The organism is Pseudoalteromonas sp. SR45-6, assembly GCF_014163545.1.
GTDB lineage: Bacteria > Pseudomonadota > Gammaproteobacteria > Enterobacterales > Alteromonadaceae > Pseudoalteromonas > Pseudoalteromonas rhizosphaerae.
This window is the reverse complement of the sequence record NZ_JACJDM010000001.1, coordinates 177,464-204,026: the sequence shown is the minus strand read 5'-3', so window position 1 is coordinate 204,026 and position 26,563 is coordinate 177,464. Positions and strand designations below refer to the sequence as shown.

Below are 26,563 nucleotides of genomic sequence, written 5' to 3'. Positions count from 1 at the left end.
TATTTTCATGTGGGAAAATAATCAGTCAGTATCAATTGCTTATTTTGCAGATGTATCACAGTTATGACTAAGTAGCATAAGTTCACGTAATGCAACTGAGAACTTAGCAAAATCATGACTTTGTGAAGTCTTAAATTCAGCTAACATTTGCTTCCAGCGTTGTAGTAACAAATCTTGGCTGTCCATCCACTGATCAATTTGACCGTCAACATCTTTGTTATCACCAGCAAAGTTATTTAAAACAACTTCAGATAGTGTACGTTGTTGCCAATCAAGTTCTTCACGGTATGAAGCGCGGGCCAATGCTTGCCAATGATTCGCCACTGGCTGATGAGTAATTTGGTCAAGGAACCAATGCAGTCCCATCCGTGCACCTAGTTTGAAGTAGGTATTAGATACCATATCAATACTACGCCCTGAATTTGCAGCAACTTCTGCTAAGTCCATTACTGAGAACAAGCTAGAGAGCGATACAATACGTGTTGCAAGCTCAGCTGGCACTGCACTTTCAATAAGCTTGTCTGCGGCCGCAGATAAACGTTCACTTTCTTTTTCAACCATGTAGGTAGTTAAGTTTGCACTTAAATCAGCGAAGGTCGGTGCAAAGAAGGCAATTGTTTGCTCAATATTTTGCGCTTTATTGCGATGACGTAAGAACCAACGCGTTGCACGGCGTACTGTACGACGTAATTGATACAACATTTCAGTTTGCACTGCGGCTGGGATCTTGTTATCAAGATCAACAATTGCAGACCACGTATCACGCATTTGGAATACTTCACTGGCAACAGAGTAACATAACGCAATTTCAGCTTCGTTTGCGCCAGTTTCTTCATGCATACGTACCATGAAGTTCAGACCCATATCGTTAACGATATTATTAGCTAATTTAGTAGCAATAATCTCTTTACGCAGTGGGTGATTATCCATCGCAGTATTGAACTTTTCACGTAGTGGTAAAGGGAAAGACTTCACTAATAGCTGACGATAATATGGATTTTCTGTGATGTCGTCAGTCACGAGTGACTCTTTAAGTACCATTTTAGCGTAAGACACAAGCACCGATAACTCTGGGCGAGTTAAATCTTTACCCGCTGCAGCGCGTTCTGCCAACTCTTCATCGCTTGGAATAAATTCAATTGCACGATTTAACTTGCCATCTTTTTCAAGGGCATGAATAAAGCGTACTTTTTCTTTAAGCGTTGATGAGCCTTTTGATTGCGTAATTGACAGTGTATGCGTTTGACGATAACAGTCTTTCAGTACCAGTTGTGCAACTTCATCGGTCATTGAATACAGTAGTTCATCACGTTGTTTACGCGTTAAATCACCGGCAGTAACTAAACCATTAAGTAAAATTTTGATATTTACTTCGTTATCAGAACACGCAACTCCACCTACGTTATCAATGAAGTCAGTATTAACGCGACCGCCTTTAGCAGCAAATTCAATACGTCCTAATTGGGTTGCACCTAAGTTGCCACCCTCACCGAGTACTTTTGCACCAAGCTCACTACCATTGATACGTAGGGCGTCATTTGCACGGTCGCCTACATCTGCATCGCTTTCTTTACTGCTCTTAATGTAAGTACCAATGCCGCCATTCCATAATAGATCGAATTCCATCATTAAGAATGCTTTGATCAGCTCGTTTGGTGTCATGCTGGCTTTTTTAGTGCCCAACATTTTTTTCATTTCTGGCGTTAAAGTGATTGATTTAGCCGCACGTGAGAACACCCCGCCGCCCGCTGAAATCAAGTCTTTGTTGTAGTCTTCCCACGATGAACGAGGTAAGTTAAATAGGCGCTCGCGCTCTGGGTAAGACGTCGCTGAATCTGGGTTTGGATCAACAAAGATATGCATGTGGTTAAATGCCACTTGTAAACGGATATGCTTGGATAACAACATACCATTACCAAATACATCCCCAGCCATATCACCAATTGCAACTACCGTAAAATCAGTTGTTTGTGTATCAATGTCCATTTCGCGGAAATGACGTTTAACCGATTCCCATGCACCTTTGGCTGTAATACCCATTTTCTTATGGTCATAACCTACTGAACCACCTGATGCGAATGCATCACCTAGCCAGAAGTTATATTCATTGGCAATGCCATTGGCAATATCAGAGAAAGTGGCTGTACCTTTATCAGCTGCTACAACCAAATATGCATCATCTTCATCATGACGAGTTACATCAACCGGCGGCACAATTTCACCTTGGATAATGTTATCTGTGATATCTAATAAACCACGAATGAAGATTTTGTAACACTCTTGGCCTTCTTTGAAGAATGCGTCACGATCCGTTGGCAGTTGTTTACAAACAAAGCCGCCTTTTGAGCCTACAGGTACAATAACTGTATTCTTTACTTGTTGTGCTTTAACTAGACCAAGTACTTCAGTTCGGAAATCTTCACGACGATCTGACCAACGCAGGCCACCACGCGCAACTTTACCACCACGTAAATGCACACCTTCTACACGTGGAGAATAAACAAATATTTCAAATGCCGGTAATGGCAATGGCATATCTGGAATTAAGCTTGGATTTACTTTGAACGACACATAAGACTTAAACTGACCTATGCCATCTTTTTGGAAGTAGTTAGTACGCAGCGTAGCAATGATCATATCGACGTATAAACGAATAATACGGTCATCATCTAAGTTGGCAACGTTTTCAAGTTCTACATAAATTTGTGCAATTAGCTTATCAAGCGTTTTAACACTAGCAGGGCTTTTAACAGAGAACTTTTTAGCAAATAAATTAACAATTTGCGAACCAATGTGCGGGTAATTAGCTAATGTGCTCTCGATGTAGGTTTGCGAGAAAGTAACCCCAACTTGGCGCATGTATTTTGCATAAGCGCGTAATATTGACGCTTCGCGACCAGTTAAGCCACCCATTAACACTAAACGGTTAAAGCCGTCATTTTCTAAACGGTTACTCCACACACTAGTAAGTGCGGCACGAAAACGTGCTGATACTTTATCGAAATCTGCAATGCCTTTGCTATCAAGTAGCATTGAGAAATCCATGATCCAGTTGATACGGCCATCGCTGGTTTTAACTGAATAAGGCGTTTCACCAATGACGCGCAAGCCAAAGTTTTCAAGCATTGGCATAACGTCTGATAAATGGATTGGCTCATCTTTGTGGAATAAGCTCAAACGTACAATGTTGCTGTTCGCTTCTTCTTGCGGACGGTAAAACAACATTTCAAGCTTGTTATCGTCATTCAATAGTTCAAGCTTTTCAATATCAACAACAGCGGCACTTGGCAGTACTTCATCTTTGTATGAACGAGCAAACGCATTACAATATTTGCGGTTTAATTCGTTACCACGTGCTTCACCAGCAGACTCTAACAGTGCTGATTGTAATTTATCTTCCCAAGTACGAGCGGCTTCTACTAAATTATTTTCGATGTCTTTCACGTTATATTCTATATTGTTGTCAGTCACACGCACGGTATAATGAGTACGCGCCAGTGTAGACTCAGAGAAGAAGGTAGTAAATTCGACTTTATCGTCTGAATTAAATGCATTGCCTAAAATATCTTGTGTTTCACGACGCAGTGCTGTGTTATAACGCTCACGCGGAACATAGACCATGCAAGAGAAAAAACGACCATAGGCATCTTTACGCACAAATAAGCGACACATATCGCGCTCTTGTACTTGTAAAACACCCATTGCAACTTCAAGTAACTCGCTTTCACGGGCCTGAACAAGTTCATCACGCGGATAGGTTTCAAGAATATTTAATACCGCTTTATAAGCATGAGTGCCTTTGGCAAAATCACACATTTCCATGATGCGATTTATTTTACTTTTTAAAACTGGCACATCAGCGGCGCTGTTGTTATAAAAACTTGATGAAAACAACCCGATGAAACGGTCTTCGCCAATCACATTCCCCTCATCATCAAAACGTTTAATCCCTACATAATCTATGTATGCTGGGCGATGTACGCGTGATAACGAATTGGTTTTTGTAAGGATCAACAGGTTATTGCTACGGGCTTCTTGACGGGCAACTTCTGGTAATTCAGATAACAGGCGAGAATGCTCTTCGGTTGAATTCTTCATCAAACCTAAGCTGCCCTCGATTTTACCTTTGAGCTGGTAATCGCCTTGTACTGGCGACAAATCGTATTGGCGATAGCCCATTAATGTAAAATTATCTTTTACTAACCAATCTAAGAATTCAACAGTCTCTGCAACTTCACTTGCATTGTTGTTATGGTTACGTTTTGGTAATTCTTTACTGACCGCAATTAACTTTTTGCGGATCGGTTGCCAATCTTCTACCGCAGTAGACACATCGTTCAACACTGACTCAAGCTCTTTTTTGAACGAGTCAATCACTGAAGAATCTGTTTGGCGATCAATTTCGATAAAAAACACTGTTTTTGTAGAGCTAGACTCTTGTTCGGCTTTTAAATTTGATAAAGCCGAAATTTTAGCGTTTTTATCGCGTTGAATCTTAAGTGGGCTGTGTAATAGCAAGTGAGATGCGATATTTTCGCGGGTCATCGCCATACGAACAGAATCAACTAAAAATGGCATATCTTTAGCGATAATTTCGACGATTGTGTGTGATGACTGCCAGCCATCTTTTGCTACTTCAGGATTGAAAACGCGGATCACCGCATCATCAGAGGTATTTTTTTCTAGCGAGTTCCATAGGCTAAGTGCAGCGCCATATAAGTCACTATCATTGCGATGTGCCAAATCTTCTTTAGACATATTGCTGTACAAGGATTTGGCGAATTTCTCAACGAGTAACACATTATCAGCGTGAACTTTTTTCTGGATCAGCTTACAGACATTATCTAAGATAACCGAGGCTTGCCCTTCATTTCGTGTCATTACATGTTCCTTAAATCTATACCACCTACTTAGATGGAAAATTTGTACAGCAATTTATTGTGTGGAGTCAGGCAAATTCTAACCCTTTTAAAATTAATAAACAGCCCTTTCGGTGAAAACATTTTAAGCATTTCAGCTATTTGGTCATCTATTCACAAATTATAGATATAAATGGCCTTTACAGGCCATTTAGGAGCAAAATTATTCACATTATTTTTTCTGGTCAGTCCAGATTAAACTACCAATTGCTGGTAAAAGTAATACTGCGCCAAGCATATTGACTAAAAACATGAAGGTTAACAATATTCCCATGTCCACTTGGAACTTAAGATCAGAGAAAATCCAGGTGCTCACACCAATAGCTAACGTGATACCGGTAAATAACACCGCACTACCACGCTCAACGAGTGCATTACGATACGCCACTGGTAAGGCAACACCTTGCTTTAATTGCCCCATCATCGATGACAAAATATAAATCCCATAATCCACCCCAATACCTACACCTAGTGCAATCACTGGCAACGTTGAAACAGTCAGACCGATTTCAAGTTGTACCATTAAAGCTTGCGCAAGAGTCGATACAATATACAAGGGTAACACTACCGCTATGGTCGCTTTTACACTCTTAAAGCTAATCAAGCATAAAATAATAACTGCACCATAAACGTATAACATCATAGGTAATTGTGCAGCAGCAACTGATTCATTCGTCGCAGCCATGACGCCAACAGGCCCTGAGGCCAGCTTAAACTGCAGCATATCGGTTTGTTCTTCAATGGCAAATTGCTTAACACTGGCAATGATATGTTCAATGGTCTGTGCTTTATGATCATCTAAAAAGATAATCACAGGCATAACTGAACAATCACCATTAAGTAAACCGGTACTGGTTTCGACTCGTGAGGTAGATTGCACCAAACTTGCCGTATTACGAGGCAAACTTTGCCATTTTAAATTACCTTCGTTATACCCAGCATTAACCGACTGCGCTACTGAGCTTAGAGATACTGCTGATTGAACACCTACTAAGTTTTCAACTTTATATTGAAAACGACTAATGCGATCCATTACGTCGTGCTCTGTACATGCTGCAGGGTAAGCTTCGACAATCACTTTTAGAATATCGGATGAAATCGTATATTTGTCCGATATTAAAAAGGTATCTTGGTTATAACGGGCATCTTGATGCAATGACGGTGCACCTGCATGTAAATCGCCGATATGCATTTTCCCTGCTTGCCAATAACCTACAGCAAACAATACTAAGGTGCAGCCAATAATGATTTTCGCGCATTTTGGATCAGTGGCTTTGACTAACAGATCACGAATTGAATCAAGTAAGTTTGGTTTTTCGCTGTTGCCTGATTGAATATGAACTGTGTTTTCAAAGCGCATATACGATGCCCATACTGGCAATAAAATCAAATTAGTAAAAATAATAACAGCCACACCTAAACTTGCTGTGATAGCCAGTTCACGAATTATACCTATATCTATGGTTAGTAACGTCAAAAAGCCGACCGTGTCTGACAGCAATGCAATACCTCCGGGTATTAACAGCGATCTAAAACTAGCCTGACAGCAAAGACGCGTATTACTGCTTCCTTCGGCGACTTTTTTACCTATTGCATTGATCATCTGTACGCCATGACTTACGCCGATTGCGAACACTAAGAATGGTACTAGAATCGACATTGGATCTAGACCAAAGCCTAAGCTCGACAATATCCCTAACTGCCAAACCACGGCAATAATTGAACAGGCTATAGGTAAAATAGTGAGCTTGATGCTGCCGCAAAATAACCACACCATGATGAAAGTAAACGCGATAGCAATAGCAAAAAATAACACAACCCCTTTCGCACCTTCGGCAATATCACCGGCCATTTTGGCAAAACCAATAATGTGGATACTTACTTTATCAGTGCTCAATGGCTCTCGAATTTCGCTTTCTAGCTTTTGTGCAAACGCTAACGTATCTAATTTTTCTTGCGTTTGCGGATCAGTTTCCATCAACTGCGCGGTCACCATCGCACACGAATAGTCAGAGGCAATCATCCTACCTACGACTTTCGCTTTTTCGATATTCTCTTTAACAACCGCTAAACCTCGTTGATCAGCAGTAAAATTGGCGGGAATAATTGGCCCACCCGCAAAGCCGTCTTCAACAACTTCGACAAAACGTGCACTGGGTGAAAAAATTGAATTCACTAACGGACGATTCACCCCAGGAATAAAATATAACTGATCATGAACGGCTTTTAATTGGGTGAAAAACTCAGGATTAAAAATATCACCGCTATCATCACACACTGAGATCAAAATACTATTTGCGCCACCAAATTGCTTTTCATGCTTTAAATACACTTTCATATAATCATGATTAAGCGGAATATTTTTATTAAATGAAGCATCAAGTTGGATTTGTGTGGCTTTAAAACCTAAAAAACATGTTATTAAAATAAAACTTATCACCATCATTAATCGATGACGAAAAACTGCTTTCTCTAAAAAATTGACGATTGTGTGCATTATGGAGCCATCCCCTTCACTTTAATGCCATTTTCTGATGCCATAACCAATTGATTTTCAAAAATAACGGCATCAAGAATTGCTTTACCATCCGCTAACTGCTCAATAGTAAGTTGATTATTTTTATAGTGGAAAATCACACCGCTGTTGGCAAGTAACAACCATTGATTATCACCGCTAGCGATAATACTATTGATTGTGGCGGTTTTATTATTACTTATTGGTTGCCATTGCTCACCTATCTGACGGCTAAAAATATTGCCTCTTAAACCTGCAACTATTTCTTGCCCTTGTTCATCGCTGGCATAAGCAAAAAAAGAACCTCGGTAGATTTCTTCATCGCGTTGCCATGTTTTTCCGTTGTCTGTACTGTGCGCTAACAAACCCATTTCGCCCACTAACATTAGTTTATCTTTTGTTGTGACAATACGATTAAAGTGCGGCAATATTGATGCAGTTTCGGCTTCATAGCCTTGTGGATCGGATTCTTTTAAATCATTTAAGTAATCTCTATCATCTGCAAATAATAAAGAATCCAGAAAACGCTTTTGCCAATGTTTGCCACCATCACTGGTTTCATAAAACATACCATAGGCACCCACAGCAAAGCCGTGAAGTTCACTGGTAAATAAAATATCTAAGCAAGGTTTATCTAATTGCGTATTCACTTGTTGCAACTGCCAGTTTGCACCACCATCATTGGTATGAACAATAGTCGCATCATGCCCGCAAGCCCAACCGAGTTCACTGCCACTGAAGGCAACCGCCGTTAATAACACTTGCGTTGGAACGCTCGCTTGTTGCCAATTTTTTGCATTACTGCTGGTAATAATAGTGCCATGTTTTCCGACAGCGACCAGTTGCTTTCCTGTGTATTCAATATCAGTCAACAGGGTTTTATCTGCTTTAGTTGCGACAATTGCAGCAAGTGGTTCAGCTGCAATAGAAAGAGTTGAAAGGCTCGCCACAGCGGCAAGACCTGCATAAAGCATGTACTTCATAAATTAAAATCGCCTTGAAAAGAATGTGTTTGTCGGTATATAACGTGCAGTCGGGGGACTCGGTTAGTGTCATGACCCAGTGCGTGTCAGAGTGACAAACGCGATTTGAAATAATAAAAAAGCACCTAGATATTTCCAGGTGCTTAGAGTGTATTAACGACCTTCGCGGCGCAGTGCACTTGAGGTAAATTCATTATCATTAAACGATTGTGAGAAATCATACATTTTCTCTTGGTTATCTAAACCAATCGCTAGATAACGGCGCGAATTCAAATCGTAGTAAACGTCTAACGTACTCCAGTTAGTGAGCGCATCGTAATAGTTAATTGTATGAGCCATCGCTACACGGTACATTTGGTCACGGTTATCATAGATATCCGTCACTTGAACTTGCCAGCTATCTTCATCAATATAAAATACCCGCTTCTTATAAATATGACGAGTGTCGCCTTTCAGATCTGCTTCTACAACCCAAACACGGTGTTTTTCATAACGTACATGTTCCGGGTTGATGTGACCGGCCATCAGAATGTCGTCATACTGTAGCTTATCACTGTGTAACTTATAACTATTGTATGGTACATAAAGCTCTTGCTTACCTTTGAGCGTCCACGTGTAGCGGTTTGGCGAACCGTTAAACATATCGAAATCATCAGTTGTACGCAAGCTATCAGCTGCTGTTCCTGGTGCATCATAAGCAACATTAGGGGCGCGGCGTACCCGACGCTGGCCAGAATTGTAAGTCCACGCTTGTCGCGGAGTTAAAATTTGGTCCATGGTTTCATGAACTAATAGCGCCGTGCCAGCTAAACGCGCAGGCTCGGTGACTTTTTGTTTAAATTTAAACAAAATATTAGATTCTTGTAACTCTGCTGGTGTTGCTTTTGGATCTGAGTACTTAACTAACAGTTGCTCATCAAAGCCAACTAAATTATATGAACCTGAGGCTATAGGAGCTGCTTGACCGCCAAAACGCTCAATTGACAGACCACGGTAGCGTAATAAATGGTTCCAAATTGCCTCTAAGCCAGTTTTTGGAATAGGAAAAGGAATACCAATTGCTGTATTTTTTATCCCATTACCTTCTTCTATCAACTCTGCAGTTGGTGCGTATTTTTTTGTCGCATCATAGACAAACTGTGGGTTTGAAGCACTGCGATGAGTAGTATAGATATTCATTTTAAACGTATCTGGATACGCTTCAAAAAGAGCTACTTGACCAGGACTTAAATTTGCTTTGTATTTATCAACATTCGATTTATCTATGGTGAAAAGTACTTTGTCGTCAGCGTACGGATCTGGATGATGCATTCCCGGCGTATAACCTGCCGGTGCTTTAGTAATACCACCTGTCCACGCAGGAATCGAACCATCAGCATTACCTGCTTTTTCTGCACCTAAAGGAGTTAGATCTGCACCTAAACGTGCTACTTCTTCACTGGTCATTTTGGCAACGACCGCTTTTGTAGAAAACAAACTACATAGCGTTAGTGCAATGAGGGTAGGTTTTTTTATCATCATGATACCCCTAAATTGAATATTTAATATTGAAAGAAACAAAATCACGGTCTGAGAAAGTATTTATATCACCGCCACCCCAGAAAGAGTTGTAGCTAAAGTCAAATGACCATGCATTTTGATAATTAAAGTTCGCTGTAACACCAAGTGACTTACGATCTTCTATAAATAAGAACATCGGATCGGGTGTGTTACCATTTACATCGTGCGAAAATACAATACGAGGTGAAAAGTTAACTCCTTTGAAGAAGTTATAGTAATCGCCTTTGGCAATTAAGCGATATCCCCACGATGATGCTGATGCAAACTCTTTTTGCTCTGGCCCATTTGATAAAGCCATATGAAGTGTTGAGTAATCATCGGTACCTGGTCCAGTCATAATACCGCTTCGACCAGTGCCTGATACATTTAAACGCATTTCATCATATTCAGGCATATTATTAATGTGCACACCACCAATTTCACCCACAACAGCCCAACTATCAGCCCAAAGTGATGGGCCAAATAAATGTGTTGCTGTAAACTGCAATTGGCTAGTATTACGCTCAATATAACCTTTTGCTAATTCGCCAGGTCCTACAACGCTAATCGCGTCACCTGGACTCATTTGTGAAATACCTGCAAACTCAGGACGAAGCCCCGCTACCGCTAACTGCTCAGGCATAGCAGCATAAAGCAATTCTACGTCATCGATTTGTAATGGTTCGTCTTCACGGAAAGTGAACTCACCAGCAAACGCTGTTTCACCAATTGATGTATTAAAGCTTAACCCATACAGTTTAATATCTTCTGGATACTCATTGGTTGCTTTAGCAAATGCTTTTAAATCAGAGACATTGTCAGAAGTGATTTTAGTCGTTGCTAACATGGCTAAATCTTGAGCCATAGAGGCTTGTGTAAAGTTAGATACGCGACCAGAGATAAGCGGGCGACGACTATGGTAGTTCACATGATAAAGTGCAACCTCAGTGTCATTAAACTCTGGTAAAAACATACCTAAACGTAAACCATATTGGCCACCATCATCAGGCTCAGTTTTACCATCTCCCCCTTTGCCTTTAAGCGCGACTTTAGTAGGGTACGCTAGATAAGTTTGTGCTAATAACGCTTTACCTTCAGGGCTTGCAGGATCGATCCCTTTAGCGGCAGCAGCTTGACCAAAGGTGGTCATCAAGTTATTTAAGCTATCAGTTAAAAATGCTAAATCGATATCAGGGTTAGAGGTAAAACCAAGCTGTACATTTTGCTGATAACCATTTTCTGCGGCAAAGTCATTGGTTGAAAAATACGTACCAGCTGCAGGTAAGCGTGTTTCATGCCATTGGTACTGATAAAAGCCTTCCAAAGTCACATTTTCAGTGATCCCTAAAGACGCCCATAACATACCAACCGGAATAAAAGCTTCTTTTAACTCGGCACCAGGCGCTTTTAATCGGTCAATATCGACCGGATTTACGTTAATACCGTGAGAAATTAATGTGCTTTCACCCCAGTTTATAACTTGTTGTCCAAGGCGAATAGAAAGTGGATTATTACCCTCATTCAAATCAAAGTTGGCCCACACATAAGCATCGAGTAGACGAATATCCGCGCAGCTTTGTTTTTTGGTGTCTTTATCATCACAAGGATCAACTCCTTGCCCTGAAGTTGGATTAACATAGGCGCGATCGCTATCCATTAATTCAAAATCATAAAAATACATAAAACGGGTGAAAAGGCCGTAGTTATCTTTGTTGATAGATAAATCGTGTGTCCCTTTCAATAGCTTTGAAAAAGACTCACCACTATCAAAGTTCAAATCCCCAGCGTCACCGTTATTAGAGTAAGAGCCAGGTTGGGCCCAGACGTCTTGCGCTGAATAAATAGGATTTAAAACGGAGTTATAGCCTGTCCAATCAAAAGACGGGTTATTACTTTTCCCTATCAAGTTAAAGTTTCGGTCTTCAACACGAATGCTTTGCCCATAAGAGAAAGTCGAGTCGAAGGTTATATCAAACCCTCCAGCCTCAAATGTTGCAGCCTGTGTTGGTGCTGCTGATAACCCTAAAGTAGCAGCTGCGATGCCTAGTACTAGTTTATTTTTAACAAAAAGCGATCTTCTTATCATTGTGTGTTCCCCCTGTCGCGGGTAATTTTGTGATCAAGTTATTGTTTTTAGTGTAGTCGTAACGATAGAAGCGAAATAAGGAAATTACAAATAGAACGCGTTCAATCGGTCATAATTTTTCTGTTTAGTTGACGTTCACCTAATGGTAAGACGTCCTACCAGATAATTTATACACGTAAATTAACAATAGGACAAATCGAATTAACAAAAAAATAATATTATAAGTGATTATTTTAAAATATTGTTTTAGGCAACACGTTCCAAACGTAAAAATTTATGCTCTGGGGTAAGCAAAAGTCGAAAGCGCCCTCTTACTCCTAAAGAAGAAATAAAAGGACGCAAATGGCTGGCCGCAAAACGTACTTTTTTGCCACCATCTTCAATTACTTGAACTGATGTATACTTACCTTCATAGTAATCCATGCACTGTTTGTAAGTTAAGTTCAGTAAAAAATAATATTCGACCATAATTTATTGTAGTGCTTTATCAACTTTTTCATACAAGTCATCACTTAAATTATCAAGCAAAGCAAGACGTTGCAACTGAGCTTTGATAGCAACCGAACGTACTTCATCGTATCTGCGCCATGACATAAATGGCGTTAACATACGTGATGCATTTTGGGGGTTGATTGCATTAAGCTTAACTAATAAGTCACCGAGCAATTGATAACCTGTACCATCTTCACGGTGAAACTGTGCGGTATTAAAATGGCTAAAACTGCCTACTAACGCCCTGACGCGGTTTGGGTTTGAAAAATCAAAACAAGGGTGATCATATAATTTTTTGATATTAATAATGGCGTCATCGCCACCTTGCATTGCTTGCAATGCAAACCACTTATCCATTACTAGTACATCATGGCGCCACTGACTGTCAAATTGGTTTAACAACTCTTTTGCTAAGGGATTGTCAGCTTTTACCACTGCACTGAGCGCGGCGAGTACATTGGTCATATTGTGTGAATTAGCAGTACTAACAAGGAGTTGATTAATATCAAGCTCATTAATTTTTGCCAAATAATGTAAGCACATACCTTTTAATGCACGTATAGCGACAGCTGTTGCACTTACAGAGCCGTCATCAATTAAACTTTGATAACAGTCTAAGAGCTCACTACGCAATTGCTGAGCAATTTGTAACTCAAACTGATTTGTCACTGCAACCAATTGATCCACAGGGATCACATTAAACTCAGCTGCGAGGGTATCAAAACTAGGCAGCTTTAATAATTCCGCAATTAAAGCTAAATCTCCCTCCTGCTCAACTAATAAACTACGTAATGCAGTAATAATTGCTGGATCCAATTGATTATTTTCAGGTGTTGTCATGGCCCCTTTAACTGCCCCAATGAATAATTGTTGTTGAGCATCCCAACGCGAAAAGTCACTGCGCGCAAAGCGCATAATGTGTAATAATTCAGTGGCTGTATTTTGTTGCTCAACAATACACGGCGCAGAGAAATCCTCTAGTAGCACCGCTACAGGCTTCGCGGTTAAACCATCAAAGCTAAACGTTTGCTGCGCTGTTGTGACATCTAAGACATGATCAAGTGGCTGTCCTTCAAACTGTAAAGGGACAGACTCGCCCTGTTGATCAAGTAGCTCGATAGCAAATGGGATATGTAATGGCGCATTTTCTGGCTGATTAAGCGGTGCCAGCTGCTCTATATGCAGTGAAAAAGTACCATTGAGCTTATCAAACTCTTGTTTTACGATTAGCCGTGGTGTGCCAGCTTGGCTATACCAACGTTTAAACTGAGTTAAATCGATACCTGAGGCATCACTCATAGCCGCAACAAAATCATCACAGGTGACGGCTTGCCCATCATGACGCTGAAAATAAAGTGCCATGCCCTGCTGGAACTTTTCTTCTCCCAATAACGTGTGCATCATGCGAATAACTTCAGCGCCTTTGTCATACACAGTTACTGTATAGAAGTTATTCATCTCAATCACTTGTTCAGGACGGATCGGATGTGCCATAGGACCGGCATCTTCACTGAATTGATGAGTACGCATTACTTTAACCGCATCAATACGATTCAGTGCCCGCGAGCCTAAATCACTGCTAAACTCTTGATCACGAAAAACTGTTAAGCCTTCTTTTAACGACAGTTGAAACCAATCACGACAAGTCACTCGGTTTCCTGTCCAATTATGAAAATACTCATGGCCAACGATTGACTCTATGGTGTGATAATCTTTATCAGTGGCGGTTTCTTGATTCGCCAACACACATTTAGAGTTGAAAATATTAAGACCTTTATTTTCCATCGCGCCCATATTGAAAAAATCCACAGCAACGATCATGTAAATATCTAAATCATACTCAAGATTAAAACGCTGCTCATCCCACCGCATTGATTTTTTAAGTGATGCCATCGCATGAGGGGTTTTCGGTAAATTCCCTTTATCAACAAACAAGGCTAAATCTATTGTACGACCACTTTGCGTAACAAAGGTATCTTCAAGTACATCAAAGTCCCCTGCAACAAGTGCGAACAAGTAACTTGGCTTTTTGAATGGGTCTTGCCATTTTGCAAAGTGACGGCCATTGTCTAATTTACCTTCCGCTAATTTATTACCATTTGATAATAAATGAGTAAACTGCTCGTCAGCAATAATCGTCACGTCAAAGCTTGCAAGTACGTCTGGGCGGTCAAGATAATAGGTTATTTTTCTAAAACCTTGCGCTTCACATTGTGTACAATACGCACCGCCAGATAGATATAAACCTTCTAAAGATGTGTTAGTTTTTGGCGCTATTTCATTAACGATTGTAAGCTGACATTGCGCTGGTAAATTATGGATCACAAGCTGCTCATCACGTAGGTCATAATCTGTATATGCGTTGTTATCTACAGTAATTGAGATCAGCGTCAAATCAATGCCATCAAGCACTAAATCTGCCACACCAGCTATTTTTTTCGTGATCGTCATTACACTCGTAACACGGGTGTTTAAAGGCAATAAATCGAAGGTCAAATCAATGTGATCAATTAAAAATGGTGGAGCTTGGTAATCTTTAAGATACTGTGCTTGAGGTTTTTTTAATGCAGTCATGTGAAACTCCAAAGTGGCTCCTCTTAACAGAGGAGCATATAATTTATGGCTATTGTTTTGGCTTAATACGTAAAATTTTAATGCCTAGGTAAGCATAAATAACAGCTAGTAATGGATTAATAAGATTAAAAAATGCATATAGCGCATAATCAAATGGGTTGATCAGTAATACACTTTGCATATATGCACCACAGGTATTCCAGGGGATCAGAGGACTGGTTATCGTCCCGCCATCTTCTAATGTTCTTGATAAATTAACAGGTTTCAAACCACGCTTTGCATATTCTTCTTTAAACATCCGACCAGGGACCACAATAGCGATATACTGATCTGCAGCAATTACATTGGTACCAATACAGGTCGCAATAGTAGCAGTAATTAAAGAGCCAGTGCTTTTGGCAATTTTAAGAATACTTTTTACAAAAATATCTAATAAACCTGTTTTTTCCATAATGGCGCCAAACATCAATGCCGTCATGATCAGCCACGTTGTGGTTAACATGCCAGACATCCCACCACCACTGAGTAATGAATCCATTTTTTCATCGCCTGTCAGGATACTAAAGCCATCAAAAAATGTACTCCAAACCAATTTAAAATAACCGACAATTTGCCCCTGAGAGCCATCAATTTGTGTTGCAATTAGGTCTGATTGAAAAATCATTGCCCATACTGCACCAAGTACCGCACCGATTGAAATTGCCGGAAATGCAGGCATTTTTTTAATTGCTAACACCAGTAAAACAATCAGTGGCACCAGCATCTCTAAACCTATATTAAAGTTTTGTTGTAGAATAGCGGTTATTTCATCAATACGCCCAGCCTCACTTGACGCTGTGGCATTAAAGCCCATAAAAATAAAGATGATTAGTGCAATCACAAAACTTGGTACAGTCGTCCATAGCATATGATGAATATGCTCGAATAAATCAGCTCCCACAACCGCAGGAGCTAAATTTGTTGTTTCAGACAGTGGACTGAGTTTATCGCCAAAGTAAGCCCCAGATATTACGGCACCGGCCGTCACTGTCTGCTCTAATCCAAGGCCAGTAGCAACACCGAGTAGCGCTACACCTATTGTCGCCGCCGTGGTCCAAGAGCTACCAATACTCATTGCTACAATGCCACAAATTAAACAGCTTGCTGCGTAAAACCAACTAGGATTAATTACCTGTAAACCATAATAAATAAGCGTCGGTACAGTGCCTGACAGCAGCCAAGTGCCGATCAGCGCGCCAACCATTAACAAAATTAATATAGCGCCCAAAGATAGAGTGATCCCCTCTATCATCGCTTGTTCAAGTTTTTTCCAAGTATAGCCATTTTTAAGGCCAATAAGTGCAGCTGTAAATGTAGCAAACAGTAGCGCAATTTGATTCGGCCCTGATGACGAACTATCGCCAAATAAATAGACCGCAGCACCTAATAAACAAATCAGTACAGAAATTGGGATCAAGGCATCGAAAAAGCTGGCCTGTAGGATGGGTTTTTCTTTTTGTGAATTCAAAATTAAGACTCCTACGCGCATTTTTATGCGCGTTTAATTATTATTTTTTAGCACAGACGCGACGCTTAGCCTAACTAAGTTACTTACTTTTGTCAGCGTTTAATCAGTAATTATAGCAATATCAAGAGTTTTAGGCAGCAAAAAAGGCGCCAAAGCGCCTTTTTTATTAACCTGTAAAACAAGTTATTTCTTAGCTACACGACCAAACTTGATATAATCTTGGGTAATTAATGCAGCTTCTTCTAAGAATGGATCTAAGTCGTCTAAGACATCAGGCGCATCATCCAAGCTCTCGATTGGTTTTTCACCTAAACGAGTAAGCCTTTCATTGGTACGAGCTAATGCACGCGCTTCACCATCGTCTTTTTCTTTAATACGCTGCGCTTCTACAAGAGAAATAGTTTTCCGGTCTTTCTCTTCTTTATAACGCGTAATATCTTGAAAAACATAGTTAAACTCTGGTTCTGATTTAATGCGTTCAGCATGCGCTTTGCTTAAGTAAGCAATGGCTGGGTGTAAGTCATCAACCGAGTTATATTTGGCGCGTACGATACTGTCCCACGGTAATGCATTATCCTCTTGGCTTTCGCCCCATTCCGCTGGATCAATTGCTGATGGGAATGAAATATCTGGGATCACACCTTTATGCTGTGTGCTACCACCATTGATACGATAGAACTTTGCAATCGTATATTGCACACTGCCAAGTGGATTATCGTATAAATCGTAAGCACGGCCTAAGCCCTTATGCTGTTGCACAGTGCCTTTACCAAACGTTTGCTCACCAATTATTACTGCTCGACCATAGTCTTGCATCGCTGCAGCAAAAATCTCAGAGGCAGATGCGCTGTACCGATCAACAAGTACTGTTAGGGGGCCGTCGTAAAACGTAACACCATCGCGGTCTTTTTGCTCTTCAATGCGATTATTTAGAGTATGAATTTGTACCACTGGACCTTGGTCAAAAAACAAACCAGATAGTTGTGTTGCTTCATATAATGAACCACCACCATTTTGGCGTAGGTCAATTATAATGCCATCTACTTTGGCTTCTTTTAATTTCGCCAATTCTACTTTAACGTCTTTAGACAAGTTGTTATAGAAACCAGGGATCTCAATAACACCTATTTTGCTGGTTAAATCAGAATATTTTGCTTTGAATACTTCTGATTTTGCCGCTCTATCTTCGAGGCGAATTTTATCGCGAATAATTTCAACTACTTTAGGCGCGCCATGATCATCAGCACCTTTTAAGTATTGTAACCGCACCTTAGTGCCTTTTGGTCCTTTGATTAAATCAACTACGTCATCTAAACGCCAGCCAATGACATCAACAAATTCTTCTTTGTCTTGAGCAACGCCGATAATACGGTCGTCAGCTTTAATTTGCTCCGATTTATCAGCAGGTCCGCCTGGAACTAAGCTGCGAATAACCGTGTAGTCTTCGTCGTAGCTAAGTACTGCACCAATACCTTCTAGTTCAAGATCCATGTCCATTTTGAACTGTTCAGCTCTGCGTGGCGATAAATAGGAGGTATGTGCTTCAATACTTCGCGCAAAAGAGTTCATTACGATCTGAAATACATCTTCACTATTGGTTTGCACTAAACGTTTTTGTGCATTGTGATAACGCTTAGTTAATAATTCTTTTATACCAGGCCAATCTTTGCCGGTCATTTTTAATCGTAGTGCATCATATTTTACACGTTCACGCCAAAGCTCATCTAACTCAGCTTGCGTTTTTGCCCAATCAGCATCTTCACGATCAAAGTAATATTCATCAGCCTTATCAAAGGTCATTGGTGTTTCAAGTAACTTTAAAGAATACTCATAACGCTCAAACCGACGCTGCATGCTTAGGTTGAAAATATCAAAGGTAAAATCAAGTTTACCGGTCGTTAATGCATTATCAAATTGGTTGCGGTATTGCTCAAATGAGGCAATATCCGCAGCCAAAAAGACGCTTTTATTAAAATCAAGGGATTCGATATAACGGTCAAACACTTTACTTGAAAGTGCGTCATCAAAACGAATTGGTTTATAATGTGCACGAGTAAATAAGTTTGTCACCCGTTTGCTAGCCGTACTATGCTGACTCTCTTGCGTAAGTACTGGCAAGTCTTTTGCTGTAACTACATCATTAACATCAGCAATATCTGATGCAAATAATAAACCTGAATACAGGGCGGCAACTAACGGAATGAGCTTAAACTTCTGACTCATACACAACTCCTTAATTTATATGCAGCTTAAATAATGTACAGGCTGTCTGCTTTAGTTTTAACTTGCATGCCAGTTACCAACTCTACATGAACGTCTTCTTTGTTCACTTCAGTGATTACTGCATTAACAAGGGCTTGGCCAAGTTTAACTTTAACTTTGTTATTAACCTTGACCTCACTTGCTGGTAAAGGTTCAATTTTACCTGAACGTTTAACCGGCGCAGCTTTTGCTGGTGTGGCATTAACTTTAGCGTTTTTATCGCCTGGTTTAGCGAATTGGCCTGGTTTCTTTTTGTAAGATTTTGTGTCTGAATCATTACGTGGACGTTGTGACTTTTTACGTTTAGCCATTTTCGCACGACTTTCTTCAAGTGCTTTTTGAGCATGATCAATGTGCTCTTGTTCCACTTTAGCATCTTGATTTCCATCAAGATCAATACGAAATTCAGACTTAGTCACGGCTTCTAAATAACGCCAGTTAGACGTATATTTTCTCAGTGCTTGACGTACTTGCGTCTTACTAACTTTTTCAGAACCTTCAATTCGCTCAGCGATATCTTTAAAGATACCTACTTTCAGCGGCTTGATGCCGTCTTTTTGTTTAAAACATTGCGGAAATTCTTGATATAAAAATTCCAACACTTCATTAATATCTTTTAGCTTGTTTGTGGTTTCCATTTTAGAACCTATTTTTCACATCTTTTCATCAAGGGACGAATCGACGTAGTGTGTTACCCAGTCGACCAGCTCTTCAAAGTCGGCTTCAATTACAGCCATATCACCTCGAAGGTGTTCCCAAATACCATTTATAATTTCATCAATTAATTCACATTCAGTATCATCAGGAAGACGATCCCATGCAATGTGGATTAAATCGTTGAGCGTTTCCGCTACATGCTCTTCATCCCCTTCCCAATCACCTACATCAGTGATGGCAAACAGATAATCCTGTACATTTACTAAGTCTTTCATGCAATAGTTGCCTCAAAGCACGCGATCAGTGCTTCTAAACCTTGCTTATCATCAGCATCAAACCTAGCAATACTTGGGCTGTCGATATCTAATACAGCAAATACCTCACCATTTTTGTGGATAGGTATTACTATTTCAGAGTTTGACGCCGCATCACAGGCAATGTGGCCTGCAAATGCATGTACATCTTCAACAAGTTGAGTTTGCGCAGTTGCAGCGGCAGTTCCACAGACCCCCTTTCCGACAGGAATTCGGATACATGCAGGATTACCTTGAAACGGACCAAGTACTAATTCAGTTGGTGAATCCATCAAATAAAAACCAGCCCAATTTACATCATCGAGTGACGTAAATAACAGCGCGCTAATATTCGCCATATTGGCAATAATGTTAGGTTCACCAGTAATTAGCGATTCAGTTTGTTTAACTAATGACTGGTAAAATTCTTGCTTTTGCATACCAAACTACTTCTTATCAAACATACAGTAGCTAAAGGTACTCTTTGTCGCCAATAATTGAAACCTTTTCAGGGCAAAAAAAAGCAATTTGCCCTAATTTTCAGCAAGCTTGGTTAATAATTCTGCTATTGAGGAGGCTGTTGTTTTATCGCACCTAACCTTAATCCATATAAAAACAGTCCCGCCGCTAAAGCTGACATCGCGGTATTAATTAAAAAGACCATACCACCTGTTGCACTGAGTAAGTAACTAAAAATTGCACCACCGAGTAAACCTAATGTCAGTACTCCCGAATAATTAACTTTCGCGTACTTGTACATCAATAAATATCCGGGTACTACAAAAGCAGCCATGGTTAAACCGACAATATGCGCGTTAGCTATCGCACTCATAAGTAACTGGAAAAAGGTAGTCAGCGGATCGGTATTGAGCGTTAATGCATAATAAACTCCTAACACACTGCCAATGATCACAGGTGAAAGTAATGATAACCCAACACTTTTTGCAAGCCGATGTTTCATAATGCGTCCTTAAAATCATACCTGAATAAATACTAAGAATGCATGATGTTTTACAACATCGAAATAGAGACTATGGTCGTAATTAAATAACTACATAAAACTTAGGCACAAAAAAGCCCGCTAATTTAGCGGGCTATTTTATATGGTGGAGAGATAGGGATTTGAACCCTAGAGGGGCTATAAACCCCTGCCGGTTTTCAAGACCGGTGCATTCGACCACTCTGCCATCTCTCCGAAACATTTATAAATCACGAATAAGAGTGTACTCGCAATTATTTTAATTAGGTGGTGGAGAGATAGGGATTTGAACCCTAGAGGGGCTATAAACCCCTGCCGGTTTTCAAGACCGGTGCATTCGACCACTCTGCCATCTCTCCGCACGGCCTGCATAATAGAGAAGGCAGTGCTCTTTGTGAAGCTTTTTTTTCAAAAAAGTGTTCAAGTGCTTAAAAAATCATTGATTTGTTTATTCTTAACTCACCACTGGGTAAAAATCACACTAAATTGAACTTTTCTTTTTAATTATCGGTCTATTGAACTACAAAGGTTTGCCCAAATATAGAAGTCTTGGTAATCTAACTTCAGTTTAATTATCGGAACTTACAATAGGTTTCTAAAGGAGCTCTAAAATGGCATTTAATCATTCGTACAATACCGCTAGACCGGTTATGTCGACCATTGAAACAAACAAGGTACTTAAAAACACCTATTTCTTATTGGCCATGACATTAGCATTTAGTGCTGTGACGGCTGGTATCTCAATGGCATTACAACTACCTTATTTTATGGGGTTAGTTTTTACTCTTATTTCATTTGGCCTTTTATTTGTTGTAAATAAAAAAGCCGAAAGCGCGTCAGGCGTTGCATGGGTATTCGCTTTTACGGGTTTAATGGGTGCGGGACTTGGTCCGTTACTTAACCATTATGCAGCGATGCCAAATGGCCCAATGCTTATCATGCAAGCGTTAGGTTCAACTGCACTGATTTTCTTTGGTTTGTCTGCGTATGCACTAAATACTAAAAAAGACTTCTCTTTTATGGGCGGTTTTTTAACGGTAGGCCTTATTGTTGTGATTGTGGCCAGCATTGTTAATATCTTCATCGGCAGCTCGCTAATGTTTATGGTATTAAATGCAGCGGTTGTATTGATCATGTCTGGCTTAATCTTGTTTGATACAAGCCGCATCATCAACGGTGGCGAAACAAACTATATTCGCGCTACAGTCTCTTTATATTTAAGTGTATATAACTTGTTTACTTCATTGCTTGCACTGCTTGGCGCAAATAATGACTAATTAAATAGTTCTGTTAAAATAGCCCCTCTTTAGGGGCTTTTTTATTGGAATAGTTTTGGCACGATTTGTACTTTCTCTGCACAGCGCACCATCGGATCATGATACCACGCAACGTTTGGTTAAATTTGCACAAGCATGTTTAACACAAGGGCATAACATTGATGCCATTTTTTTGTATCAAAACGGCGTTTTTCATGCCAGCGAGCAACTAGATTTGGCAGCTGATGAATTAGCGATTAATGCTTTATGGCAACAATTACATGAGCAAGGGATTCATCTTATGTTGTGTGTTACTGCTGCCGAAAAGCGTGGCCTTGATATAAATAATACCGGTGTTTTTGCAGTCGCAGGGTTAGCTGAGTTTGCAATGCTTGCCAGTGATGCGGATAAATGGGTGCAATTTAAATGATCAATGTATTAGTTTTAAGCCACCATAGTCCTTTCGATGATTTACATATTCGTGATGCATTAGATATGACATTAATATTCGCTGCTGTTGAGCAAAATATTAGTTGGTTATTTAGCGGCCCTGCGGTACTAGCCCTAAAAAAACATCAACAACCTGAGCATATAGGTTTAAAGAACTACTTTAAGACCATCAGAACGCTAGAAATTTACGATGTTGAAAACATTTATGTATGTGAAAAGTCTCTGCTCGAGTATGGCCTTGATAAACATAACTTGTTAGTAGAAGTAAAAGCGCTTAATTATCAGCAGCAAACTCAACTTATAGCCCAGCAACAACACATAGTGAACTTATGAGCACTTTACACATATTTTCCAAGCCACTTGGCTATTACAACACGGATCAATTAGTTAACCTGATCCAGTCAGCAGACAAAGTATTATTATTAAGTGACGCATGCTTTGCGATTGCCCAATTTAGACAGCTTGCAACGCACTTATTAATACTTGCTGATGACGCCAAGGTACGAGATATCACAATCAATCAGCCCGATCACTCGCTTAGTTATGACGACTTTGTCGCACTAACATTAGCAACATCTCACTCTATTACGTGGTAATACATGCTTGAATTTAATAATCAAATTATCGACACGGATAAACAAGGTTACTTACTTGATCACTCGTTATGGAGTGAACAATTAGCCTGCGTTATTGCCGAGCAAGAAAACATTGAATTAACCTCCCAACACTGGGAAGTGATTCATTTTGTGCGTAATTTTTATTTGGAGTACAACACCAGCCCAGCAATAAGAATGTTAGTTAAAGCAATGGCAAAAGCACTGGGTGAAGATAAAGGCAATAGTATTTATCTGTATACTCTTTTTCCTAAAGGCCCAGCTAAGCAAGCAACTAAAATTGCTGGCTTACCAAAACCCGCACGGTGCATCTAGCAATGACAATAGCTAAACCAAATAATACAGCAAAACGCCGAAATAGCGGCCGTAGCTATAATCGCGGTGCAATTACAACCAAAAAAGTGAATAACTCAATAAAGCGCGAGATAAAACCAGCCATTGCCGCCAGTGAGCGAAAAATTGTCTTATTTAATAAACCATTTGATGTGCTGTGCCAGTTTACTGATGAAGCAAACAGACAAACCTTAGCTGACTTTATTACCATTAAAGATGTATATGCTGCAGGACGATTAGATAGAGACAGTGAGGGCCTGCTATTGCTCACTAATTGTGGGAAATTACAAAACACTTTAACAGCGCCAAACAAAAAAACCAGTAAAACTTACTGGGCACAAGTTGAAGGTGAACCAACTGATGCAGCAATTAAACAACTGTGCCAAGGCGTCGAGCTCAAAGACGGATTAACATTACCAGCCGTTGTTAAACGCATAGATGAGCCAACTTTATGGCCACGTAATCCTCCCGTTAGAGAGCGAAAAAACATTCCAACCAGTTGGCTCAGTATTACCCTTACCGAAGGACGTAATCGCCAAGTAAGAAGAATGACAGCACATATTGGCCACCCTACTTTACGTTTAATCCGCTATCGTATTGGTGACTATACGTTAAAAGGAATTGATAATGGCCATTTTAAAATAATCGCAGATGAACTATAGCTGTGCTTGAGCGCAGCTATTTCAAATATGCCTAGTAGCGCTCAGCTGATTTTTTGTATCAATCTTCACTAACAACGATACAATTACGCCCTTGTCTTTTTGCTTGGTACAAAGCTTTATCTGCCGCATCAGCAAAATAGATATAATCGCCAGTTTGGGGATTATGCAAAGTTTTAATGCCCATGCTTAGTGTTATATAGCCAATATCTGTATATTCATGCTTAATAGCTAATTGATTAACTGCTTGCTGGATTTGTAATGCACTATGTAAAGCCTTTTTCGGATCAGCCTCTGGCAGTAACACCACAAATTCCTCACCGCCAAAACGGGCAACAAAGTCCTTTTCGTGATTCATCGTGGCCACTGCAATACATTGTGCAATTTGATACAAGCATTCATCGCCTTTAATATGACCGTAGTTATCGTTGTATTGCTTAAAATAATCAATATCGATTAAGATCATTGATAACGGCTTTATTTTTTTATTCATTAATTCAAGTTCATTGGCCAACTTCTCATCAAAACAACGTCGATTGGCAATTTGTGTTAATGAGTCTAAAAATGCCATGTCTCGAAGTGTATCTTCAGCAGCTAAATGCTGTGTTACATCCTTAAATATAGCTAAAAATTCGTGCCTAAAATATCTTCCGAAATTTCCATCATTATATGGGAGCCATCTTTACAAGTAACACAATAAACTTGTGGTTCAATATCAGTATCATTTTCTAACGCAAAGCTAAGAGCTTGTTGCCACGTTTGTCGCACCCACATCAGATAATGTGGATCTGGGTAAGCATTAAGCCACCAATCATTAAGTGTTGGAATATCCTCAATAGTGTAACCGAACACATCTACAAAACGTTGGTTTATACGGATTATATTCTCGGTGAGCATACATACATTACACAACGGTATTGGCACTTGCGTAAATAAATTAACGTACTCACTCAAATCATGCTGGCGGGTTAGTGGTTTATTATCTTGCGTTGAGTAATCACTATTTTGCACGATAACAGCATTATTTTGACTCGTTTTTACGCGCATCGATAGCGCGAAATGCCATTCTTGCCACCAGGTTGCTAACTGTGAAACGAGAAAATACTCAGACTCACTTGAAGTTTTCAAATTCACGGCAACACTTTTAAGTAGGCAATCTACTTTACTATATTCAATTACTCCCAATTGTTGATAATTTAAAAGAATATTTTCAAAAAGCCTATACGCATCAACTCTTAAAATACTGCGCGTGTCATCAACCATCGCTGTTAATTGTGATTTAGAATTACCAGCATATTGTGCAATGAAGTTAATTATTGATTGTTGATAGAAAATATAGTCCATATACATTGCCCATTAATTACGTGTGCATAAAAACATGCACTTGGAAGTACACCAGAATAATTTAAAGGAATGTAAGCAGATGCAAATATTCGGCGTGAGAAAATTCGTAAAGAGTAGTTGATTAATGTAAACAATATAAAAGTGAAATCGCAATTTAAAAATACCCTTAATAACTTTATCAGGTCCAGTAATTTACGTTATTTTAGCAATAAAACTTAGCCACTGTTTATTAAACAAACAAAAAACTATCATGTAAGAATAAATAGGGGTAGATTTATCATCTGACAGTGTATAAAAGTGCTAGCTCTTATATATTTTAACAATCCAAAAAGACGACTTTGTGGCGCACAATATGCTTATTTTGTTAAATAACTCAAGTATGTTATTACACTGCCGTTATACATTATTGTATGAATAAACTCTCGACTTAAAATACGGTATTAACTACATTATCGCCCGCATGGGATTAGATGCTAAATGGATATGACCAATGAAGAACTAAATTTTATATCAGATCTTTTCCAAGTGACGGTTCCTTCAAAATTGAGGGACAATCATACACTGACATTACAAAGCTCTATCCCTGCCAATATTGCTGAATTACTAAATAATACAAAATTAACACTACTGGCTGAAGTTGGCGATTATCAATTATGGTTTCCACTTGAAATAAGAATTGATAAAACAGGCGTTGTAACCCCTGTATTAAGCGCACCAGAGGTCATCGACACACAAGGAATAAAGCGCTGTTGGCGTGGCGGGAACCTCAATATTCAGAGCCAAGACTTTGAAGTTGAATCAATCTCAAGTACTGGACTTTTTCTAAAATCAACGACTCAAAAAGCTCCTTTAGCGATTGAGCAACAGATAAAATTAACCCTTCCAAACAAAAAAAATATTACTATCGACATCAAACCGGTACGCTTTAGTAAGCGAGGCATGGCTGCCAAGATCACTCATATTCATCAAGGGAAAGAACATCTAAGGGCTTATTTATTTGAAGCCCATAAGCGCCAAAATGCCAATTTATATGAGTCCTCAAACAGCTTATAAATATAATTCACAGTTGTGTATTAGTCGCAGCTAGTTGCAGTGAGGTTA

At 39.6% G+C, this 26,563-nt stretch carries 22 protein-coding genes and 2 tRNA genes; 7 read left to right on the top strand and 17 right to left on the bottom strand.

Annotated elements, in window-relative coordinates:
- Window positions 1-39: 39 nt before the first annotated feature.
- The 15 genes from H5158_RS00985 to H5158_RS00915 all read right to left on the bottom strand — a co-directional run bounded on the left by H5158_RS00985 (window position 40) and on the right by H5158_RS00915 (window position 21,165).
- On the bottom strand, window positions 40-4,881 hold the full coding sequence (locus H5158_RS00985) for an NAD-glutamate dehydrogenase (protein WP_182739254.1): 4,842 nt from the start codon (window positions 4,879-4,881) through the stop codon (window positions 40-42).
- Window positions 4,882-5,091: 210 nt separating this feature from the next.
- Complete coding sequence (locus H5158_RS00980; protein ID WP_182739253.1) at window positions 5,092-7,416, bottom strand: RND family transporter; 2,325 nt, start codon at window positions 7,414-7,416, stop codon at window positions 5,092-5,094.
- Window positions 7,416-8,417: a YCF48-related protein gene (locus H5158_RS00975; RefSeq protein WP_182739252.1), complete on the bottom strand. Its 1,002-nt coding sequence runs from the start codon at window positions 8,415-8,417 to the stop codon at window positions 7,416-7,418. Before H5158_RS00975 ends, H5158_RS00980 begins: the two co-directional genes overlap by 1 nt.
- Before the next feature lie 153 nt (window positions 8,418-8,570).
- A complete protein-coding gene (locus H5158_RS00970; RefSeq protein ID WP_182739277.1) occupies window positions 8,571-9,935 on the bottom strand; it encodes a DUF1329 domain-containing protein in 1,365 nt (454 codons plus the stop codon).
- A 10-nt stretch (window positions 9,936-9,945) separates the two neighbouring features.
- Window positions 9,946-12,042, bottom strand: coding sequence for a DUF1302 domain-containing protein (locus H5158_RS00965; RefSeq protein WP_182739251.1), 2,097 nt, complete (start codon window positions 12,040-12,042; stop codon window positions 9,946-9,948).
- Window positions 12,043-12,288: 246 nt separating this feature from the next.
- Window positions 12,289-12,510 (bottom strand): DUF2835 domain-containing protein, encoded by a 222-nt coding sequence (locus tag H5158_RS00960; RefSeq protein WP_149981056.1) that lies wholly within the window; start codon window positions 12,508-12,510, stop codon window positions 12,289-12,291.
- 3 nt (window positions 12,511-12,513) lie between these two features.
- A complete protein-coding gene (gene pepN, locus H5158_RS00955; protein ID WP_182739250.1) occupies window positions 12,514-15,108 on the bottom strand; it encodes an aminopeptidase N in 2,595 nt (864 codons plus the stop codon).
- A gap of 49 nt (window positions 15,109-15,157) precedes the next feature.
- Complete coding sequence (gene nhaC, locus H5158_RS00950; protein ID WP_182717879.1) at window positions 15,158-16,636, bottom strand: Na+/H+ antiporter NhaC; 1,479 nt, start codon at window positions 16,634-16,636, stop codon at window positions 15,158-15,160.
- Between the two features lie 162 nt (window positions 16,637-16,798).
- Complete coding sequence (prc, locus tag H5158_RS00945) at window positions 16,799-18,838, bottom strand: carboxy terminal-processing peptidase (RefSeq protein ID WP_149981053.1); 2,040 nt, start codon at window positions 18,836-18,838, stop codon at window positions 16,799-16,801.
- A gap of 26 nt (window positions 18,839-18,864) precedes the next feature.
- Window positions 18,865-19,515: an RNA chaperone ProQ gene (proQ, locus tag H5158_RS00940; protein ID WP_149981052.1), complete on the bottom strand. Its 651-nt coding sequence runs from the start codon at window positions 19,513-19,515 to the stop codon at window positions 18,865-18,867.
- Between the two features lie 15 nt (window positions 19,516-19,530).
- Window positions 19,531-19,809 (bottom strand): hypothetical protein, encoded by a 279-nt coding sequence (locus H5158_RS00935; protein ID WP_064666123.1) that lies wholly within the window; start codon window positions 19,807-19,809, stop codon window positions 19,531-19,533.
- Complete coding sequence (locus H5158_RS00930) at window positions 19,806-20,267, bottom strand: GAF domain-containing protein (RefSeq protein WP_149981051.1); 462 nt, start codon at window positions 20,265-20,267, stop codon at window positions 19,806-19,808. Before H5158_RS00930 ends, H5158_RS00935 begins: the two co-directional genes overlap by 4 nt.
- Window positions 20,268-20,392: 125 nt before the next feature.
- Window positions 20,393-20,788: a hypothetical protein gene (locus H5158_RS00925; RefSeq protein WP_145233799.1), complete on the bottom strand. Its 396-nt coding sequence runs from the start codon at window positions 20,786-20,788 to the stop codon at window positions 20,393-20,395.
- Between the two features lie 143 nt (window positions 20,789-20,931).
- A tRNA-Ser gene (locus H5158_RS00920) sits at window positions 20,932-21,022 on the bottom strand.
- A gap of 52 nt (window positions 21,023-21,074) precedes the next feature.
- A tRNA-Ser gene (locus H5158_RS00915) sits at window positions 21,075-21,165 on the bottom strand.
- A 252-nt stretch (window positions 21,166-21,417) separates the two neighbouring features.
- On the opposite strand from H5158_RS00915, the gene H5158_RS00910 reads away from it, so the two are divergent.
- Genes H5158_RS00910 through H5158_RS00885 form a run of 6 tightly spaced genes read left to right on the top strand, consistent with a single transcriptional unit; the run spans window position 21,418 to window position 24,121 of the window.
- Window positions 21,418-22,083 (top strand): Bax inhibitor-1/YccA family protein, encoded by a 666-nt coding sequence (locus tag H5158_RS00910; RefSeq protein WP_145233793.1) that lies wholly within the window; start codon window positions 21,418-21,420, stop codon window positions 22,081-22,083.
- 55 nt (window positions 22,084-22,138) lie between these two features.
- On the top strand, window positions 22,139-22,492 hold the full coding sequence (gene tusD / locus H5158_RS00905; protein WP_149981050.1) for a sulfurtransferase complex subunit TusD: 354 nt from the start codon (window positions 22,139-22,141) through the stop codon (window positions 22,490-22,492).
- Window positions 22,489-22,845, top strand: a complete 357-nt coding sequence (gene tusC, locus H5158_RS00900; RefSeq protein ID WP_145233789.1) for a sulfurtransferase complex subunit TusC — start codon at window positions 22,489-22,491, stop codon at window positions 22,843-22,845. Before tusD ends, tusC begins: the two co-directional genes overlap by 4 nt.
- A complete protein-coding gene (locus H5158_RS00895) occupies window positions 22,842-23,108 on the top strand; it encodes a DsrH/TusB family sulfur metabolism protein (protein ID WP_149981049.1) in 267 nt (88 codons plus the stop codon). Before tusC ends, H5158_RS00895 begins: the two co-directional genes overlap by 4 nt.
- Before the next feature lie 3 nt (window positions 23,109-23,111).
- Window positions 23,112-23,441: a TusE/DsrC/DsvC family sulfur relay protein gene (locus H5158_RS00890; RefSeq protein ID WP_145233784.1), complete on the top strand. Its 330-nt coding sequence runs from the start codon at window positions 23,112-23,114 to the stop codon at window positions 23,439-23,441.
- Between the two features lie 2 nt (window positions 23,442-23,443).
- Window positions 23,444-24,121 carry a pseudouridine synthase gene (locus tag H5158_RS00885; protein ID WP_182717880.1) on the top strand — a complete coding sequence of 226 codons (678 nt, stop codon included), beginning with the start codon at window positions 23,444-23,446 and terminating at the stop codon, window positions 24,119-24,121.
- A 58-nt stretch (window positions 24,122-24,179) separates the two neighbouring features.
- On the opposite strand, the gene H5158_RS00880 is transcribed toward H5158_RS00885, so the two are convergent.
- Window positions 24,180-24,689, bottom strand: a complete 510-nt coding sequence (locus H5158_RS00880) for a diguanylate cyclase (protein WP_182739249.1) — start codon at window positions 24,687-24,689, stop codon at window positions 24,180-24,182.
- A 53-nt stretch (window positions 24,690-24,742) separates the two neighbouring features.
- Window positions 24,743-25,462, bottom strand: coding sequence for a PAS domain-containing protein (locus tag H5158_RS00875; RefSeq protein WP_182739248.1), 720 nt, complete (start codon window positions 25,460-25,462; stop codon window positions 24,743-24,745).
- A gap of 477 nt (window positions 25,463-25,939) precedes the next feature.
- On the opposite strand from H5158_RS00875, the gene H5158_RS00870 reads away from it, so the two are divergent.
- Entirely contained in the window at window positions 25,940-26,515 is a 576-nt protein-coding gene (locus tag H5158_RS00870) for a hypothetical protein (protein WP_182717882.1), read from the top strand.
- Window positions 26,516-26,563 lie beyond the last annotated feature (48 nt).

Coding starts and splice junctions, on each gene's coding strand:
- H5158_RS00985 (WP_182739254.1), bottom strand. CDS start 4,881: ATGACACGAAATGAAGGGCAAGCCTCGGTTATCTTAGATAATGTCTGT.
- H5158_RS00980 (WP_182739253.1), bottom strand. CDS start 7,416: ATGCACACAATCGTCAATTTTTTAGAGAAAGCAGTTTTTCGTCATCGA.
- H5158_RS00975 (WP_182739252.1), bottom strand. CDS start 8,417: ATGAAGTACATGCTTTATGCAGGTCTTGCCGCTGTGGCGAGCCTTTCA.
- H5158_RS00970 (WP_182739277.1), bottom strand. CDS start 9,935: ATGATAAAAAAACCTACCCTCATTGCACTAACGCTATGTAGTTTGTTT.
- H5158_RS00965 (WP_182739251.1), bottom strand. CDS start 12,042: ATGATAAGAAGATCGCTTTTTGTTAAAAATAAACTAGTACTAGGCATC.
- H5158_RS00960 (WP_149981056.1), bottom strand. CDS start 12,510: ATGGTCGAATATTATTTTTTACTGAACTTAACTTACAAACAGTGCATG.
- pepN (WP_182739250.1), bottom strand. CDS start 15,108: ATGACTGCATTAAAAAAACCTCAAGCACAGTATCTTAAAGATTACCAA.
- nhaC (WP_182717879.1), bottom strand. CDS start 16,636: ATGCGCGTAGGAGTCTTAATTTTGAATTCACAAAAAGAAAAACCCATC.
- prc (WP_149981053.1), bottom strand. CDS start 18,838: ATGAGTCAGAAGTTTAAGCTCATTCCGTTAGTTGCCGCCCTGTATTCA.
- proQ (WP_149981052.1), bottom strand. CDS start 19,515: ATGGAAACCACAAACAAGCTAAAAGATATTAATGAAGTGTTGGAATTT.
- H5158_RS00935 (WP_064666123.1), bottom strand. CDS start 19,809: ATGAAAGACTTAGTAAATGTACAGGATTATCTGTTTGCCATCACTGAT.
- H5158_RS00930 (WP_149981051.1), bottom strand. CDS start 20,267: ATGCAAAAGCAAGAATTTTACCAGTCATTAGTTAAACAAACTGAATCG.
- H5158_RS00925 (WP_145233799.1), bottom strand. CDS start 20,788: ATGAAACATCGGCTTGCAAAAAGTGTTGGGTTATCATTACTTTCACCT.
- H5158_RS00910 (WP_145233793.1), top strand. CDS start 21,418: ATGGCATTTAATCATTCGTACAATACCGCTAGACCGGTTATGTCGACC.
- tusC (WP_145233789.1), top strand. CDS start 22,489: ATGATCAATGTATTAGTTTTAAGCCACCATAGTCCTTTCGATGATTTA.
- H5158_RS00895 (WP_149981049.1), top strand. CDS start 22,842: ATGAGCACTTTACACATATTTTCCAAGCCACTTGGCTATTACAACACG.
- H5158_RS00890 (WP_145233784.1), top strand. CDS start 23,112: ATGCTTGAATTTAATAATCAAATTATCGACACGGATAAACAAGGTTAC.
- H5158_RS00885 (WP_182717880.1), top strand. CDS start 23,444: ATGACAATAGCTAAACCAAATAATACAGCAAAACGCCGAAATAGCGGC.
- H5158_RS00880 (WP_182739249.1), bottom strand. CDS start 24,689: ATGGCATTTTTAGACTCATTAACACAAATTGCCAATCGACGTTGTTTT.
- H5158_RS00875 (WP_182739248.1), bottom strand. CDS start 25,462: ATGGACTATATTTTCTATCAACAATCAATAATTAACTTCATTGCACAA.
- H5158_RS00870 (WP_182717882.1), top strand. CDS start 25,940: ATGGATATGACCAATGAAGAACTAAATTTTATATCAGATCTTTTCCAA.